Raw genomic sequence first — 16,723 nt, forward strand, 5'->3', positions numbered from 1 at the left:
CGTCTCTCCCCGTCTCCCCTCTTCGGCCTCCGCTCAGCTCGCGCCGTGTCCCGGGGCCAAGTCCTCGACCCTGCGCGCCAGTTGGAAGTCCAGCTCGGTGATCGCGCCGCCGACGCTGTGGGTGTTCACGGTGAGGGTGACGGTGTTGTAGCCGAGGGTCAGGTCGGAGTGGTGGTCGAGTTCCTCCTGGACCTGGGCGATGTGGACGACCATCGCGGTGGCCGCGAAGTGGGAGGCGAGGCGGTACGCGCGGGTGAGGCGGTCGGTGTCGACGGACCAGCCGGGGAGTTCCGCGAGGCGGTCCTCGATCTCCTTCTGCGACAGCGGGGCGACGGGCATGGCCGCGCTCCTTCCTCGAGGTCGGGTCTCTGTTCAGCGTGCCACAGGCCGCGCGCCCCGGGCAGGTGGTCGCGTCCCTGGTCAGACGGGTGCCCGGCGGTCAGCCCGGTACGCACTCCGCCGCGAGGTCGTCCGCGAGGACGGCGATCGTGGCGCGGCCCTCGACCTGCTGGACCCAGTCGTGCGGCAGGCCGTGGTCGCCGTAGCGGGCGCCGAGGAGGTTGCCGCAGATGGAGCCGGTGGAGTCGCTGTCGCCGGAGTGGTTGACGGCGAGGAGCAGCGCGGCCCGCACGTCGCTCGCCACGAGCGCGCTGTAGACGCCGATCGCCAGGGCCTCCTCCGCGACCCAGCCCGCGCCGAGAGTCTCGACCTTCTCGGCGGTGGGCGAGCCCTCGGCGGCCAGGTCGAGGGCCTGGTGGAGGGCGGCCGAGGTCTCCTCGTGGCCGGGGTGGCGCTCCAGGAGTCGTAGCGCGCGCAGGACCGAGCCTTCGAGGGAGTCCCCGGCGACCAGGTGCGCGACGATGGCGGCGAACGCGCCCGCCGCGTAGTAGCCGGTGGGGTGGCCGTGGGTGATCTGGGCGCCGCGGGCCGCCATCGCGAAGGCACCGTCGGCGGTGTCGACCAGGCCGAAGGGGGCCGAGCGCATCACCGTGCCGCAGCCCTTGGAGTCGGGGTTGACGCGGCCGGGCTTGCCGTCGAGGGGGAGCCATGGGTCGGGCGCGTACATCTGGGCGACCCCGGACAGGCAGGCGTTGCCGGGGGCGCGGCGGGAGTACAGCCAGGGCTGGGCGAGCAGGCCGGACGTGGCGCTGTCGCCCGGGGCCGGCTTGGACTGGGTCTCCAGCCAGCGTTCGTACGCCTCGCGCAGCAGCGTGGACCAGGCGCCGCCGATGCCCTTCTCCCGTTCCCGCGCGTGGGCCGTGGTGAGCGCCTCGACGGTGAACAGGGTCATCTGGGTGTCGTCGCTGATCAGGCCCAGGGCGCCGTGCGCGCCGGGCGCGTACCCGGTCACCCCGCGCTGTCCGTGGCTCGCGCGGATGCGGTCGAGGGAGGCGAACTCGATCGGGTAGCCGAGGGCGTCGCCGACCGCGCCGCCGAGGAGGCAGCCGCGGACTCTGGACCGGTACATCGCCGTGGCCTCCCCCAGAGAGTTCCCGGCGGCCTGCCCGGAGGGGATCCTCGACTCGTTCACGTGCGTGCTCCTTCGACTACGGTCGTGTGTATGACCATTGTCCCGACCCGCACCGACGCCGCTGACGCCGCCCCGGCCGGCAGGGGTGTCGGCCCGCTGCTGCGTGCCTGGCGGGAGCGGCGGCGGGTCAGTCAGCTGGAGCTGGCGTTGCGGGCCGACTCCTCGGCGCGGCACATCAGCTTCGTCGAGACGGGGCGGTCGCGGCCGAGCGAGGAGATGGTGCTGCGCCTCGCCGAGCACCTGGACGTGCCGGTGCGGGAGCGCAACTCCCTTCTCCTGGCGGCCGGTTACGCCCCGCGCTATCCGGAGACCCCGTTGGACGACCCGGCGTTGGACGCGTTGCGCGAGGGTCTGGAGCGGCTGATTCAGGGCTATGAGCCGTATCCCGCGCTGGTGGTCGACGCGACGTACACCGTCGTCGCGGCGAACCGGGGCATCACCATGCTCCTGGACGGCGTACCGGAGTTCCTCCTCCAACCCCCGCTCAACGCGATGCGGTTGACGCTCCACCCGCAGGGCATGGCACCGCGCATCCGGAATCTGCGTGAGTGGCGCGGGCATCTCCTCGCACAGATGGAACGGCAGATCGCGCTGCACCGCTCCGAGCCGCTGCGGGCGCTGTACGAGGAGGTCAGGGCGTACCCGGCGCCCGAGACGGCCGACGACGGAGCCGAACACCCCCCGCCCGTCCCGCACTTCGCGCTGCCGATGCGGATCGGGCACGACGGCCGGGTGCTGTCCTTCGTCTCCTCGATCGCCACGTTCAACACACCCATGGACGTGACGGTCTCGGAGCTGGCGATCGAGACCTTCCTCCCGGCCGACCCGGCGACCGCCAAGTACCTGCACGCGCTGGGAGACTGACGGATGATCACCTCCGAACCGCTGAGAGAGTGGCCGGAACATGGCACACTGCCCCCAGACTTCGGCGCGTATGGGGAGGCGTGGCTGTGAGTGAACGGCGGCCCGCGCCCACGGTGGGTCAAGTGGTGCTGGGCAGAAGGCTGCAGGAGCTGCGTGAGGCGGCCGGCATCAAGCGTGAGGAGGCCGCGCAGGTCCTGCGGGTGGCCCCGGCGACCGTACGGCGGATGGAGATGGCCGAGGTCGCGCTCAAAGTGCCGTACGTCCAGGTGCTGTTGACGACGTACGGGGTGTCCGAGGAGGAGACTGACGCGTTCGTCGCGCTCACCGAGGAGGCGAACCAGCCGGGCTGGTGGCAGCGGTTCCACGACGTGCTGCCGGAGTGGTTCAGCCTGTACGTGAGCCTGGAGGGCGCCGCCGGGCTGATCCGTTCGTACGAACCGCACTTCGTGCCCGGCCTGTTGCAGACCGAGGACTACGCGCGCGCCGTGCTGGAGGCCGGGACGATCGGGCAGACCGGTCCCGAGACCATCGAGCGGCATGTGTCGCTGCGGATGGCGCGGCAGGGGCTGTTGGAACGGGACAATCCGCCGCACCTGTGGGTCATCATGGACGAGACCGTGCTGCGCCGGCCGGTGAGCATGCGCGGCGAGGTCATGCGCGAACAGCTCGACAGACTCCTGGAGTTCGGCGAACGTGACCGGATCACGCTCCAGGTCGCCGAGTTCGAGAACGGTCCGCACCCGGGGACCTACGCCCCCTTCTCGCTGTTCCGTTTCACCGAACCGGAGCTGCCCGACATGGTGTTCACCGAGTACCTGACCGGCGCCCTGTACCTGGACTCCCGTACGGAGGTCTCCGCGCATCTGGAGGTCCTCGACCACATGACGGCGCACGCCGCGTCCGCACAGCGCACCAAGAAGATCCTGCGGGACTACCGCGAGACCTTCTGAACACGTTCCGAGCACCTCCTGAGCACGGCCCGGGCACAAACACGCGAACTCCCGAGGAGACGACACCGCATGACCGGATCCGACGCCGCGTCCACCCGTATCGACACCAGCCGGCCGCACCCGGCGCGCGTGTACGACTGGTGGCTCGGCGGCAAGGACAACTACCCGGTGGACGAGGAGCTGGCGCGCCGGATCCTCGCCACGGACAGCGCCGCGGTGCGCGGGGCGCGGGCCAACCGCCGGTTCATGCACCGGGCGACCCGGACCGCCGCCGAGGCCGGGATACGCCAGTTCCTGGACATCGGCACCGGCATCCCCACCGAGCCGAACCTCCACCAGGTGGCGCAGAGCGTCGCCCCCGACTCCAAGGTCGTGTACGCGGACAACGACCCGATCGTGCTGCGGCACGCGGAGGCGCTGCTGCACGGTGAGGCCGAGGGCAGCACGGAGTACGTGCACGCCGACGTCCGCGACCCGGACACGATCCTGCGGCTGGCCGGCGAGACCCTGGACTTCACCCGGCCGGTCGCGCTGTCCCTCGTCGCACTCACCCACTACCTGAGCGCGGACCCCGACGGCGACGACGTGTACGGCCTGATCGAGCGGTACGTCGACGTCCTCGTCCCGGGCAGCTACCTGGTCCTCTCGCAGGTCACCCCGGACCTCAGCCCCGCCGCCATCGCCAAGGCCGCCGAACACTTCCAGCGCAGCGGCACCCCCTTCTTCCCGCGCACCCTGGCCGAGTTCTCGCGGTTCTTCGACGGCCTCGACCTGCTCGGCCCGGGCGTCATCCCGGTCTACGGCTGGCGTCCGGCCCCGGAGGACGTGGCCGCCCAGGCGGAGGGCATCGTGCCGGTCTACGGCGGTGTCGCCCGCAAGCCCTGACCCGTACGGCTGCGGTGAACGGGTGCGCTCCCCCGCCCCGCCCTAGGTTCGACACCACGGGCGGGCGAGGGAGCGCGGGTGACGGACGCGCGAACTCCCCCGCCGAGCCGGGAGAGACCACGACGCGAAGGATGCCCGATGCCCTCGGACGCTGTGCTGTACCAGGCGGCCGCGCTCTGCCTGACCTACCCCGACGACGACTTCCGCGCCCGGCTGCCCCTATTGCGCGAAGCCGCCCCGCAGCTACGGGAGTTCGCCGACCACGCGGCCCTCACCCCGGCGGAGGAACTGGCCGCGCACTACGTCCAGGTCTTCGACTCCGGGAACCGGCACACCTTGTACCTGAGCCGGTGGCACGACGGCGACACCCGGCAACGCGGTATGTCCCTGGCCCGCGTCAAGGACCTCTACCGCGCCCACTGCCTGGAGTTCACCGGCGAGGAGCTGCCCGACTTCCTCCCCGCGGTCCTGGAGTTCACGTCCCGCACCGGCAGCCTCGACCTGCTCGCCGAGCACCGCGCCGCCCTGGCCCAACTCCGCTGCCACCTGGCCGACTTCGGCACCCCGTACGCCTCCGTCCTGGACGCGGTCTGCGCCACCCTGCCGGCCGGAAGCTAGGCGGCACCGCCCTTCGCGTCCCGTTCGTCGTCGACGATCTCCGCGTCGACGACACCTTCCTCCTCCTCGTGCTGCCGCGCGGAGTCGGGCTCCTCCGCATTCTCCGCCTGCTCCGTGGGTGCCTGCTGCGCCGCCTGCGCGTACATCGCCTGTCCCATCCGCTGGCTGACGGTGGCGAGTTTCTCCACGCCGGCGCGCAACTCGGCCGTATCGGCGTCGTGTTCCAGCAGCGACTTCACCTCCGCGGCCGCCGCCTCGACCTCGGACCTGATGTCACCCGGAACGCGTTCCTCGTTCTCGTGGATGAACTTCTCGGTCTGGTAGACGAGTTGCTCGGCCTGGTTGCGGGTCTCGGCGGTCTCGCGGCGCTTGCGGTCCTCGTCCGCGTACTGCTCGGCCTCCCGCATCATGCGGTCGATGTCGTCCTTGGCGAGGGCGGAGCCGCCGGTGACGGTCATCTTCTGTTCGCGGCCGGTGGCCAGGTCCTTGGCCGAGACGTGCATGATGCCGTTCGCGTCGATGTCGAAGGCGACCTCGATCTGCGGCACCCCGCGCGGGGACGGTGGCAGACCGGTGAGGTCGAAGACGCCCAACTTCTTGTTGTACGCGGCGATTTCACGCTCACCCTGGTAGACCTGGATGCCGACCGAGGGCTGGTTGTCGGTGGCGGTGGTGAAGATCTCCGAACGCCGGGTCGGAATGGTCGTGTTGCGTTCGATGAGCGTCGTCATGATGCCGCCCTTGGTCTCGATGCCCAGGGACAGCGGGGTGACGTCGAGGAGGAGGACGTCCTTCACGTCGCCGCGGATGACCCCGGCCTGGAGGGCGGCGCCGAGCGCCACGACCTCGTCGGGGTTGACGCCCTTGTGCGGGTCCTTGCCGGTGAGTTCCTTGACGAGGTCGGTGACGGCGGGCATCCGCGTCGAGCCGCCGACGAGGATCACGTGGTCGACGGCGGAGAGCTTGATGCCCGCGTCCTTGACCGCCTGGTGGAAGGGGTTCTTGCACCGGCCCAAGAGGTCGGCGGTGAGTTCCTGGAACCCGGCGCGGGTCAGCTTCTCGTCGAGGTGCAGCGGGCCTTCGGCGGAGGCGGTGATGTAGGGCAGGTTGATCGTCGTCTCGGAGGACGAGGACAGCTCGATCTTCGCCTTCTCCGCGCCCTCGCGCAGGCGTTGGAGCGCCATCTTGTCCTTGCCGAGGTCGATGCCGTTCTGCCCCTGGAACTTCTTGACCAGGAAGTCGACGACCCGCTGGTCCCAGTCGTCGCCGCCGAGATGGGTGTCGCCGTTGGTGGCCTTGACCTCGATGACGCCGTCGCCGATCTCCAGCAGCGACACGTCGAAGGTGCCGCCGCCGAGGTCGAAGACCAGCACGGTCTGCTCCTCGCCGCGGTCGAGGCCGTAGGCGAGCGCGGCGGCGGTCGGTTCGTTGATGATCCGCAGGACCTTGAGGCCCGCGATCTCGCCGGCCTCCTTGGTGGCCTGGCGCTGGGAGTCGTCGAAGTAGGCGGGGACGGTGATCACGGCGTCCGTGACGTCCTCGCCGAGATAGGCCTCGGCGTCCCGTTTCAGTTTCTGCAGCACGCGCGCGGACAGTTCCTGGGCGGTGTACCGCGTCCCGTCGATGGCGCCCGTGTCCGGGAAGCGCCAACTCGTGTCGCCCATATGCCGTTTGACCGAGCGCGCGGTGCGCTCGATGTTCGTCACGGCCTGCCGTTTGGCGACCTCGCCGACGAGCACCTCGCCGTTCTTGGCGAAGGCCACGACCGAGGGTGTGGTCCTCGCGCCCTCGGCGTTGGCCACCACCGTGGCCTCGCCGCCCTCCAGCACCGCGACCACCGAGTTCGTGGTCCCCAGATCGATCCCGACCGCACGTCCCATCGCCGTCCCCTTCCGCCAGGCGCTGCCCGATCTCCAGCTGAGAACTTGAGTGCGGGAATGTCAATGCCGCACCCGTTTTTCCGGGCGCGGCATCGAGACGGGAGGGGAAGCGGGGGTCAGGCGGATTCCACCGTCAGCGTGATCGTCGTCCCCGCGAGGGCCTGGCTGACCGGGCAGTTCTTCTTGGCGTCCTCGGCGGCGGCGGCGAAGCCGGCCTCGTCCAGGCCGGGGACCTCGCCGCGGACGGTGAGGTGGATGCCGGTGATGCCCTCGCCGGGCTGGAAGGTGACGTCGGCCTTGGTCTCCAGGCGGGTGGGCGGGGTGCCCGCGCCGGTCAGGCCGTGCGACAGCGCCATGGAGAAGCAGCTGGAGTGGGCGGCGGCGATCAGCTCTTCGGGGCTGGTCCTGCCGTTGGCCTGCTCGGCGCGCGACGCCCACGTCACCGGCTGCACACCGATGCCTGACGAGTCGAAGGTGACCTCGCCGCTGCCCTTGATGAGTTCGCCTTCCCAGACGGTGTGTGCGGTGCGCGTGGTAGCCACGGTGATTCCTTTCGAAGCGGATGTCTTTCGGAGCCATCCGATCACATTCCGCCTCAGCTCACCCGGAAGACCGGCCCACGGGCGGTGAACGGCAGGCGAGCATTCTGCGGGATCAGATAGGCGTGTTCGCGCCGCACCCGCAGCACGTCGCACCAGCCGTCCGTGATGACGAGGATCGGCGCGCCCGGCGGGAAGTCGTCCGCGCGGTGCAGCAGGTCGATCCCGGGCTGCAGGACCGTACCGCCGCGCCCGTGCACCCGGACCCGGCCCGCGATGTCGGTGACCGACACATAGCCCACGTCGTGCGGGGCCGCGTCGCAGAACACGACCCGGGCGGCCGGTACGTCACGGGCCTCGGCGTACGACGCGATGGCGCCCAGCGCCTTGCCGAGGAGGCCGCGGTCCATGGAGCCGGAGGTGTCGAGGACGACGCCGAAGGTGCAGCGGGCGATTTCCTCCGGCGGGAAGTAGCGGCCCGCGCGCGGGATGTCGGGCGTGGACGACTGGCGGCGCGAGGGTCGGGCGTACGACCGTACGGGCTCGGGGCGGGGCACGAACTCGTCGAACCAGCGGGCGAGTTGAGCGTCCCACGGCAGCGGCGGATGACTGAGCGCGCGGATCTCCTCGACCAACCCGCCGGGCAGGAAGCCGCGTTCGTACTGCTGGTGCAGGTCGAGGCCGTGGGCGAGGCCGCGCCGGTAGAACTCGTCGAGGTCCACGTAGTCGCGCGGGCTGCCGAGCGGGCCGCCGAGGATGTCGCCGACGCCCTTGCCGCGCAGGGTGGCCAGGCGGCGCATCCGGCGCAGGTCGCCGGCGATCCGGTCGTAGACCTCCTCGGCGGAGAGGTCCTTCAACTCCGGGTCGTACAGCAGGCCTTCGGGCATCCGGCCGACGTCCATCTCGCACAGCCAGCCGTTGATGACGTAGTCGGCGGCGATGTTGAAGAGGTAGGGGTCGCGGACGCCGCAGCGGTCGCCGTGGCGCAGGGCGGCGTGCAGCATCTCGTGGGCGAGGACGAACCGCCATTCCTCGTCGTCGAGTTGGCGCAGCGGGTTGACGTAGATCTCGGCCGCGCCCGTGTCGACGGCGGCGACGGAGATGCCGTGGGCGCGGGCGAGTTCGGCGTCGGCGACGAGGGTGATGCCGGCCGCGATGCCGCCGAGGAGGGGGTAGGAGGAGACGAACCAGCTCAACGCCCGTTCCCAGGGCTGGAGTCGGGTGGGTCCGCCGCGCATCGAGGCACGCCGGCCGCCCGCCACGTCCATCGCCGTGGCCACGGTGCGGGTGAGGGCGTTGGCGAAGTTGAGCTGCCAGTCGGGGGCCTTGCCGCCCCGCCAGGTGTCCCACGGCACGAGCAGCTGGTCCGGCTCGCCGCCCGCCGTGCCGCAGCGCTCGTACAGCGGCGGGATGCCGTCGCGGCGCCAGCGGGCGGCGAGTTGGTCCTCGTCACCGCCCGGGTAGGAGGCGGGCAGGTCCTCGGGGGTGACCCCGATGGGGAAGCCGAGCAGGAAGCGGTTGACGACGGCGCAGTTGGCCGCGAGGGCGGGGCCGTCGGGCTGGTCGCGCAGCTTCGCCGCGGCCGGGACATGGCCGAAGCCCAGGTGGATGATGCAGTGCGCGATGGCCCAGGCCCACTCGGCGGGTTCGGCCCGGCGGGTGGGGTGGACGTGCAGCACTCCGTCGGAATCGACGCGCACCAGACCGGAGTTGGGCGTGTGGGCGCAGTCGTCCCGGCGGCAGGTGGAGAAGCCGATGGCGGCGAGAGCGCGGTTGGCCCGCACGAGACGCAGCCCCTCCTCGAAGGCCTCGGCGGCGAGGTCCTTCTTCTTCGGCTTCCCCTTGCCCTGAGGGCGGCTCACTGCCGGGCCTCGACCAGCCGGGGCATGTCACGGGCCGCCTCGACCAGGAACCAGGCGGGCAGCAGCGGATTGCCGTCGGTGTCCGGGGCGATGACGCTCTGCGCGACCTCGACCGAGATCTCGGCGAGCTGCACGAGCAACGACTTGGCGCGGTAAGCGGTTTGGAGCCCGTTGGCCGACAAGTGCTCCTTGCTGACCGGGAGTTCCTTGACGAGCCGGCCCCGGAAGGACTCGGCGAGGTAGTACAGCAGGTCGCGGTCCTCGGGGCGGTGCGGCCAGCGGGCGTCGCCCTTGATGATCGCCTCGATGCCGAACCGGCTGCGCACGATCTTGACGTACCCGCAGAACGCGACCGCGTGGGCCGGGGTCAGCGTGCCGTGCGCGATGACCTTGAGGGTGTCCTCGTCGAGGTCGGGCCCGAAGGAGCCCAGCGCGTCGGAGAGCATGTGCCAGGACCGGGGCGTGGAGAAGGCCTCCTCGGTCTTCGGCGGCTTGGACCACAGATGGTCGGGCCGGTCCGTGAGGTGGTCCAGGATCCACGGGTGAATCCCGTTGGCGGCGGCCCAGTTGAGCCAGTCCTTGGGCGACGCCTCAAGGTGCACGTGGGTCAGCCGGTTGATCAGCGCGGAGGAGATCGGCCGGGCCAGGGCGTTGTCGGTCGCCCGGTTCCCCGCGCCGATCACGATCGATCCCTTGGGGAGTTCGTAGTTGCCGATACGGCGGTCCAGGATCAGCGAGTAGAACGCCTTCTGCACATCCGGTGTGGCCGCGTTGAGTTCGTCGAGGAACAGGCAGTACGGCTCGTCCCGCGCGATCGCCTCCGGCGGACAGAACACCGACCGACCGTCCCGGATCTGCGGCACCCCGATCAGGTCCTCGGGCGCAAGCTGCGTACCGAGCAGACTCACGCACTCCAGGCCCAGCGACTCGGCGAACTCCCTTACCAGGGACGACTTTCCGATGCCCGGCGCACCCCAGATGAACACGGGCCGCACGGTCGCGAGACCGAGCAGCAGCTCCGGTATGCGAGCAGGGGTGACAGTAACGGCAGCCTGCAAAAGAGGCTCTCCTCAAGGGGGTTCGACAAGGACGCAAACGCGCTCCAATGCCCCCAGTGTGTGCCTACGACCCACCCGGCGCAGCCGATTTTCAGGCGGCGCGTTCCGACTGCTCGTCCGTCAGCGGCACTTGGGGCCCGTTGCACTCGCGCAGCCAGCGCCGCAGAACCCGGTGGACCTGCTCGGCGCCGACGAGATCCTCGCCGTCGTCGACCGGTGCGGAGAAGGTGTGCGGCGAGAGCAGGAACGGCTTGGCCTGGGCGCCGCCGAGGCCGCCGTGCGAGCCGATCTGCTCCTCGAAGGCGAGGACTTCGCCCTCGGCGGGGTCGTACCAGGAGTTGACCATGATGTCGGCGGTGTGCGGGAAGGAGTGGGTGCGCCGGACGGCATCCGCGACGCCGGGGCCGAAGTCCGCCAACGGGCCCTGTTTGTCGTCGAGTTCGGCCACCGGGAGTTCCGCGCCGTGTGCCCCCAGCACGACCCCTCCGTGCTCCTCGCTGCGGACGAGGACGAAGCCGACGCCGGGGTGGTTGGCGAGGGTCGTCAGCAGCGCCGGATGCCGGGCGTCGATCTCCTCCTTGGTCATGCGGTGCGGCACGTCCGGGAAGGAGACCAGGCCGAGGTTGCCGGAGGCGAGCACGACCGGCTCGGAGTGGCGGCCGTGCGGTCCGTCGCGTTCCTCGACCGGCCGGCGCAGTGCCGCGCGGACGGCGGCGCGGGCCTCGGCGCCGCTGTGGGTGCGGCGGGCCCGGCGCGGCACGGGCAGCCCGCAGCCCGCGCGGACCAGGTCGCCGAGGGTGAGGCCGTAGCGGCCCTGGAAAGTCTCGCCGGGGCTCTGGCCGTGGTCGGAGAGGACGACGATGCGGTACGGGCGCGGGGCGTGCTCGGCGACGTTCTCGATCAGCGCGATGGACCGGTCCAGGCGTTGGAGCACCTTGGCGGCGTCACGGCTGCGCGGGCCGGAGTGGTGGGCGACCTCGTCGTAGGCCACGAGGTCGGCGTAGACGGCGGTGCGGCCGGCGAGCATGTCGCCCATGACGGCGGCGACGACGACGTCCCGTTCGACGACCGTCGCGAAGGCGCGTACGAGGGGGTAGAGGCCGCCGCGCTTGATCCGGGGGCGCTGCTTGGTGAGGCGGGAGCGGGTCGACTGGCCGATCTCGCGGCCGACCTCGGCGACGAAGGACATCGCGGTGCGGACGGCGTTGGCCGGGTCGGAGAAGTAGGCGAAGTAGCCCGCGCGGGAACGGTTCTCACGCCCCCGGCGGCGGATGGCGATGGACAGGACGAGGGCCTGTTCGTCGGCGCCGCCGCTGAACAGGTTGCCGCGGCTGGCGCCGTCGAGCGTGAGGAGACCGCCGTCGCCGGTGAACTCGACGGCCCGGCGCTGGAGTTCGGCGGCGCTGGTCGGGCGGTTGCAGACCATCACCTCGCCGGTGTCCTTCTCGTACCAGCGGAACGCGGGGATGTCGTGGTTGGAACCGTGCAGGATGCCGAGCTGGCTGGCGCCGGTCTGGCTGGACCAGTCGGTGCGCCAGGGGGTGAGGCGGTGGCTGGGGCGGTCGCCGCCGAGGAGCTTCGCGACGGTCGGCATCAGGCCCTTGGCCACGGCGGCGAGCAGGACGTCGTGGCCGACGCCGTCGAGCTGGAGGAAGACGGTGCCCGGGCTGGACGGGCCGGGCGGCATGGCTCTTCGGCGGCGGTCGGCGAGGCGGTAGAGGCGGCGGCGGTAGGCGTCGTCGTCGCGCACGGCGAGGGCACCGCCGGTGGCGGAGGCGACGGCGGACATCACGGCGGCCACGACGACGGCGGTCTCGGGGGCGACCTGGCCGCGCAGCCCGCCGTCCGGGTTGATGCGCAGGGCGATCAGCAGCAGGGACCCGTTGAGCACGAACACGAGAAGGCCGAGGACGAGCGCGGGCACCAGCAGCAACAGCCGTACCAGCAGCGGCCACACGAGCGCCGACAGCAGACCGAAGGCACCGGCGCCGAACGCGGCCGTGACACCGATCCGGGTGGCGCTGTCGCCGTCCGCCGACTGGAGCTTGAAGTCCGGCAGGATCCCGGCGAGCACCAGCATGGTGAGCGTGGAGACCGCCCACACCGCGATGCTCCGCCCGACCTGACTGGCGAGCCGCCGCCAACGCGCTCCACCCACGCCCCGTACACCTCACGTCCCTGGCCCGACGACCTGGCGGGCCTGTCCCCAGCCTGTCATACGGGACGCGGGCGCCCAGGAACTAGCGGCCGTCGTAGCCCGCCGTCGGCATGGACAGCCGTCGGTGCACGCTGGCCTTCATCTGGGCGTCGTAGCAGGGTTCCGCGCGGCCGACCGTCTCGATCCGCACCCCGCGTCGCGCGCACTCGTCGGTGAACTCCTCGACGGAGGACAGCGCGCTCTCCAGGACCCGGCGGCTGGGGGCGACGAACAGGTCGAGGCCGGGGCGGACGCCGTCCCACAGGGCGCAGTGGTCGGGGCGCAGCCCGCGCACCAGCAGCTCGCGGGCGATCACATAGCCGTGGTCGGCGGCCCAGCGGGCGCACATCGCGTGCTGGCTGCGGGAGTCGACCAGGAAGGGGTCGTCGTCCAGCTCCTCCAGCGGCGTCAGGCTGGCGATCGCCGTGACCCGCAGCCGCGAGGGCATACCCGAGGCACCGCGTACCTGTCCCATGGCGTCCCCCTCACCTCCGGGTTTCGCCGCCGACCCTACTCCTGCCCGTAGGCTTCGGGGGAGTCGCGCGAAGGAGGCAAAGAAGGTGCCGGTGGAGATCACCTGGTGGGGTCACGCCACCTGCACGATCGAGGACTCGGACGTACGCGTCCTCACCGACCCCCTGTTCGCGCGCCGCCTCGCGCACCTGCGGCGCCGTCGGGGCGCGGTGCCGCCGGTCGAGGCCCGGCGCGCGGACCTGGCGCTCGTCTCCCACCTCCACGCCGACCACCTGCACCTTCCCTCGCTCGCCGCCCTCGCCCCGGGTACGCGCCTGCTCGTGCCCCGGGGCGCACTCCGCGCGGTGCCCGGACTGCGCCGGCTCCGGCAGCTGCGGATCGACGAGGTGGCCCCCGGCGACCAGACGATGGTCGGTGACCTGGTCGTACGGGCCGTTCCCGCACGGCACGACGGCCGCCGGCTGCCGGTCGGCCCGCACCGCTCCCCCGCGCTGGGCTACGTCGTCGAGGGCGAGGCGCGCACCTACTTCGCCGGGGACACCGGGCTGTTCGACGACATGGCCAAGGAGGTCGGGCCGGTCGACGTGGCGCTGCTGCCGGTGGGCGGCTGGGGCCCGTATCTCGGCGAGGGGCATCTCGACGCGGGCCGCGCGGCCCAGGCGCTGGCCCGGCTCTCGCCGCGCAGTGCGGTGCCGGTGCACTACGGCACGTACTGGCCGATCGGGATGGACGCGGTGCGGCCGCACGAATTCCACACGCCGGGCGACGAGTTCGTGCGGATCGCGGCCCAACTCGCGCCGTCGGTTTCGGTGCATCGGCTCGGGCACGGGGAGAGCGTGCGGCCGGAGGTCGCTCGGTGAGTTGGATCGCGGCCGCTACGGCCACGACGTCACCCGAATCCGCTCAACAGGCCATCGGGTACCCGTCGTTGTTCCTGCTGGTGTTGTTCGGGGCGCTGGTGCCGGTGATTCCGACGGGGGCGTTGGTGAGTTCGGCGGCTGTGGTCGCGTTTCACCAGACGGCGCCGTTCGCGTTGGCGCTGGTCTTTGTCACGGCTTCGCTGGCTGCGTTTCTTGGGGACGTCGCGCTGTATTGGCTGGGGCGGCGGGGGATGGGGTCGAAGAACGGGTCGCGGTGGTTGGAGGCGATTCGGGCGCGGGCTCCGGAGGATCGGTTGGAGCAGGCGCAGGCGAAGCTTGCGGATCACGGTGTGGCGGTGTTGGTGCTGTCTCGGCTGGTGCCGGCGGGGCGGATTCCGGTGATGTTGGCGTGCCTGATGGCCGAGTGGCCGATCCGTCGGTTCGCTCGGGGGAATGCGCCTGCGTGTCTGGCTTGGGCGGTGACGTATCAGTTGATCGGCATCCTTGGGGGGTCGTTGTTTCCGAAGCCGTGGGAGGGGGTTGTGGCGGCGGTTGTGCTGACTGTAGTGATTAGTGTGGCGCCTAGTTTGTGGCGGCGGGTTCGGGCTGCCAGTTGATGGTTCGTTGCGGGGTGCGGGTCGCGTGTGGCTGGTCGCGCAGTTCCCCGCGCCCCTAAAAAAGGGCGTCTAGTCCAGGACTCTTGAGGCTCCTACCGGCAAGTCCCATAGGTTCTCGCGCGCCAGCTCGGCCTTCTCCCAGGCCGCTCTGACCCTCGTCAGGGGTTCGAGGACCGGCTCTGCCGATAGGACGAAGGTGCCCCAGTGCATGGGGGCCATTCTCCTCGCGCCCAGATCCTGTACGGCCCTCACCGCTTCCTCCGGGTCGCAGTGGACGTCGCTCAGCCACCAGCGGGGGTCGTAGGCGCCGATGGGGAGGAGGGCGAGGTCAATTCCCGGGTAGCGGTGGCCGATTCGGGTGAACCAGTGGCCGTAGCCTGTGTCGCCGGCGAAGTAGACGCGTTGGCCGTCGGGGGCTGTCAGGACCCAACCGCCCCACAGGGAGCGGCAGGTGTCGGTGAGGGTGCGCTTGGACCAGTGGTGGGCGGGGACGAAGTCGAGGCGGACGCCGTCGAGTTGGGCCGCTTCCCACCAGTCGAGCTCGGTGACGTGGGTGAATCTGCGGCGGCGGAACCAGCTGCCGAGGCCGGCGGGGGCGAACACCGGGGTGTGGCGCGGGAGTCGGCGCAGGGTGGGGGCGTCGAGGTGGTCGTAGTGGTTGTGGCTGATGACGACGGCGTCGATGGGTGGGAGGGCTTCCCAGGCGACTCCTACGGGGGTGATCCGGGCCGGGGTGCCGAGGATGCGGCGGGACCAGACCGGGTCGGTGAGGATCGTCAGGCCGCCGATCTGGACCACCCAACTGGCGTGGCCCGCCCAGGTGACGGCGACGGTCAGGGCGTCCACCTGGGGCAACGGCTCGGGGGCGAACGGGAGTTGGGGAATGTCGGCGAGGCCCTCGGGGCGGGGGCGCACGGAACCCTCGCGGGCGAAGCGGGCGTAGGCGTTGAGGCCGGGGAGCGGGGCGGTGAGCCGGTCGTGGAAGGCGCGGGGCCATACGCGGCGTTCGCCGAGCGGGCGGGGGTCGGCGAGGGGCGGGGACGAGGGGGGCAACGGGGGCGTCGGGTCGGTGGGTTGCCGTGTGGTCGTACCGCTGGTGGTCGACTCGGACTGCTGCGTCATCGAGGAGGCTCCCATCGCTGAGCGTCGTCGCGGAGATCGTCGAAGATCGACCTCAAGGACATCAACGCGCGTTGCACGTGTGGCAGTTCCAACGGCAAGGGTGACGTGAGGCATTCCGCGCGTTCGGTGTCGGTTCGGCCCAGCAGCGGTCCGGTGGACAGCCGTACCCGCAGCGCGCCCAGGTCGTCGCCGAAACGGTGGCCGCCCGGCGCGGGCATGCCGAGCCGGGCGGTGAGGAACTCCTCCAGATCCTGCGCGTCGCCCACTCCCTGCGGGGTGAGCGCGTGGCGCAACGGTCCGAGATCGACGTACAGATGACGTCCCGCCTGCGGCGGCCGGGAGAACGCGCCTGCCCCGGTGACGGCGGCGTGCGCGGCGGCGGCCACGCGCGCGTGGAGGCGTACGGCGGTGTCGCGGCGGGTGAGGGCGGGCGGGGGTTCGCCGAGGGCGTGGCCGGCCGCGGCGGCGACCGGGGCCGCGACGCGGGCGCCGAGTGCGGTGAGGACGTCGAGCACGCGCGCGCGGAGCGCCTGCCCTGCGCGGCCCGCGGGGAAGCGGGCGACGGCGGCCGGCCAGCCGGACGGGAGGAGCGCGCCGGCCAGGTCGGTGACGACGGTGACCCTGTCGGGCAGCATCTCGGCGGGGCTGAGCAGCATGGTGGCCCGGGGGGCGTGCAGGGTGTCGCGCCAGGTCTCGTCGCTGACCAGGTGCAGACCCTCGGCCGCGGCGGCCTCGACGGTCTCGTGCATGACCTCGGGCGGCGCCACGGTCGCGGTCGGGTCGTCGGCCACCGAGAGAACGAGCAGCCGCGGGTCACCGCCCTCGTCCCGGACCCGGCGCACGGTCTCCAGCAGGACATACGGATCGGGCACCCCGCCGCACTCGGCCGGGGTGCCCACATGGAACACGGATCTGCCCAACAGGCGCGCGTACGGCGCCCACCAGGCGGCGCAGGGTCTGGGCACGAGTACGTCACCGCCGAGCGCGGCGGTCAGCGCGACCAGCAGCGCGGGGGCACCCGGGGCGGCGGCCACGCGGGCGGGTTCGGCGGGCAGGCCCCTGCGTTCGAAGTAACCGCAAGCGGCGTCCAGCAGTACGGGGGCTCCACCCACCGGCTGTTCCTCGGTACGGGACGCGGCGGCGGCAAGGACGGTGGCCAGTTCCGGCAGCACGGGAAGCCCGTCGTCGGGAAACACCGGCCCATACCGGACGGGCCCCTGGCCTACCGCGTCCGCCTGCCGCATGGTGCCTCCGCGCAGTCCCTCG

Annotated in this window: 16 protein-coding genes; 6 read left to right on the top strand and 10 right to left on the bottom strand. The window is 71.6% G+C overall.

The features are described from left to right. Positions 1-33: 33 nt before the first annotated feature. Together OO69_RS05875 and OO69_RS05880 are read right to left on the bottom strand one after the other, a co-directional pair. A complete protein-coding gene (locus tag OO69_RS05875; RefSeq protein ID WP_033279327.1) occupies positions 34-339 on the bottom strand; it encodes a 4a-hydroxytetrahydrobiopterin dehydratase in 306 nt (101 codons plus the stop codon). 100 nt (positions 340-439) lie between these two features. Then, complete coding sequence (locus OO69_RS05880; RefSeq protein WP_234444358.1) at positions 440-1,468, bottom strand: ADP-ribosylglycohydrolase family protein; 1,029 nt, start codon at positions 1,466-1,468, stop codon at positions 440-442. Positions 1,469-1,561: 93 nt separating this feature from the next. Here OO69_RS05880 and OO69_RS05885 point away from each other — a divergent pair, with 93 nt between their 5' ends. From OO69_RS05885 to narJ, 4 genes are all read left to right on the top strand, one after another. Then, positions 1,562-2,395: a helix-turn-helix domain-containing protein gene (locus tag OO69_RS05885; RefSeq protein WP_033279328.1), complete on the top strand. Its 834-nt coding sequence runs from the start codon at positions 1,562-1,564 to the stop codon at positions 2,393-2,395. An 86-nt stretch (positions 2,396-2,481) separates the two neighbouring features. Then, a complete protein-coding gene (locus OO69_RS05890; RefSeq protein ID WP_078652307.1) occupies positions 2,482-3,345 on the top strand; it encodes a helix-turn-helix domain-containing protein in 864 nt (287 codons plus the stop codon). Between the two features lie 69 nt (positions 3,346-3,414). Next, positions 3,415-4,230, top strand: coding sequence for an SAM-dependent methyltransferase (locus OO69_RS05895; protein WP_033279329.1), 816 nt, complete (start codon positions 3,415-3,417; stop codon positions 4,228-4,230). 138 nt (positions 4,231-4,368) lie between these two features. Next, positions 4,369-4,848 carry a nitrate reductase molybdenum cofactor assembly chaperone gene (narJ, locus tag OO69_RS05900; protein ID WP_033279330.1) on the top strand — a complete coding sequence of 160 codons (480 nt, stop codon included), beginning with the start codon at positions 4,369-4,371 and terminating at the stop codon, positions 4,846-4,848. Here the strand turns inward: narJ and dnaK are convergent. The 6 genes from dnaK to OO69_RS05930 all read right to left on the bottom strand — a co-directional run bounded on the left by dnaK (position 4,845) and on the right by OO69_RS05930 (position 12,859). Beyond that, positions 4,845-6,728, bottom strand: coding sequence for a molecular chaperone DnaK (gene dnaK / locus OO69_RS05905; RefSeq protein ID WP_033279331.1), 1,884 nt, complete (start codon positions 6,726-6,728; stop codon positions 4,845-4,847). The genes narJ and dnaK overlap by 4 nt on opposite strands. Before the next feature lie 116 nt (positions 6,729-6,844). After that, a complete protein-coding gene (locus tag OO69_RS05910) occupies positions 6,845-7,270 on the bottom strand; it encodes an OsmC family peroxiredoxin (protein WP_033279332.1) in 426 nt (141 codons plus the stop codon). A 53-nt stretch (positions 7,271-7,323) separates the two neighbouring features. Beyond that, positions 7,324-9,129, bottom strand: a complete 1,806-nt coding sequence (locus tag OO69_RS05915; RefSeq protein WP_033279333.1) for a DUF2201 family putative metallopeptidase — start codon at positions 9,127-9,129, stop codon at positions 7,324-7,326. Then, positions 9,126-10,187, bottom strand: coding sequence for an ATP-binding protein (locus OO69_RS05920; RefSeq protein WP_033279334.1), 1,062 nt, complete (start codon positions 10,185-10,187; stop codon positions 9,126-9,128). The genes OO69_RS05915 and OO69_RS05920 overlap by 4 nt, the downstream gene beginning before the upstream one ends. A 91-nt stretch (positions 10,188-10,278) precedes the next feature. Next, complete coding sequence (locus tag OO69_RS05925; protein WP_078652308.1) at positions 10,279-12,345, bottom strand: phage holin family protein; 2,067 nt, start codon at positions 12,343-12,345, stop codon at positions 10,279-10,281. An 82-nt stretch (positions 12,346-12,427) separates the two neighbouring features. Then, on the bottom strand, positions 12,428-12,859 hold the full coding sequence (locus tag OO69_RS05930) for a hypothetical protein (protein WP_051800794.1): 432 nt from the start codon (positions 12,857-12,859) through the stop codon (positions 12,428-12,430). 85 nt (positions 12,860-12,944) lie between these two features. On the opposite strand from OO69_RS05930, the gene OO69_RS05935 reads away from it, so the two are divergent. After that, positions 12,945-13,718, top strand: coding sequence for an MBL fold metallo-hydrolase (locus tag OO69_RS05935; RefSeq protein ID WP_033279337.1), 774 nt, complete (start codon positions 12,945-12,947; stop codon positions 13,716-13,718). Continuing rightward, complete coding sequence (locus tag OO69_RS05940; RefSeq protein WP_033279338.1) at positions 13,715-14,335, top strand: DedA family protein; 621 nt, start codon at positions 13,715-13,717, stop codon at positions 14,333-14,335. Before OO69_RS05935 ends, OO69_RS05940 begins: the two co-directional genes overlap by 4 nt. Positions 14,336-14,404: 69 nt before the next feature. On the opposite strand, the gene OO69_RS05945 is transcribed toward OO69_RS05940, so the two are convergent. Continuing rightward, entirely contained in the window at positions 14,405-15,457 is a 1,053-nt protein-coding gene (locus tag OO69_RS05945; RefSeq protein ID WP_033279339.1) for an MBL fold metallo-hydrolase, read from the bottom strand. Then, positions 15,454-16,701: an aminotransferase class I/II-fold pyridoxal phosphate-dependent enzyme gene (locus tag OO69_RS05950; RefSeq protein WP_033279340.1), complete on the bottom strand. Its 1,248-nt coding sequence runs from the start codon at positions 16,699-16,701 to the stop codon at positions 15,454-15,456. Before OO69_RS05950 ends, OO69_RS05945 begins: the two co-directional genes overlap by 4 nt. Positions 16,702-16,723: the final 22 nt, after the last annotated feature.

The sequence above is a fragment of the Streptomyces sp. NRRL F-525 genome, assembly GCF_000716605.1.
Classification (GTDB): Bacteria; Actinomycetota; Actinomycetes; order Streptomycetales; family Streptomycetaceae; genus Streptomyces.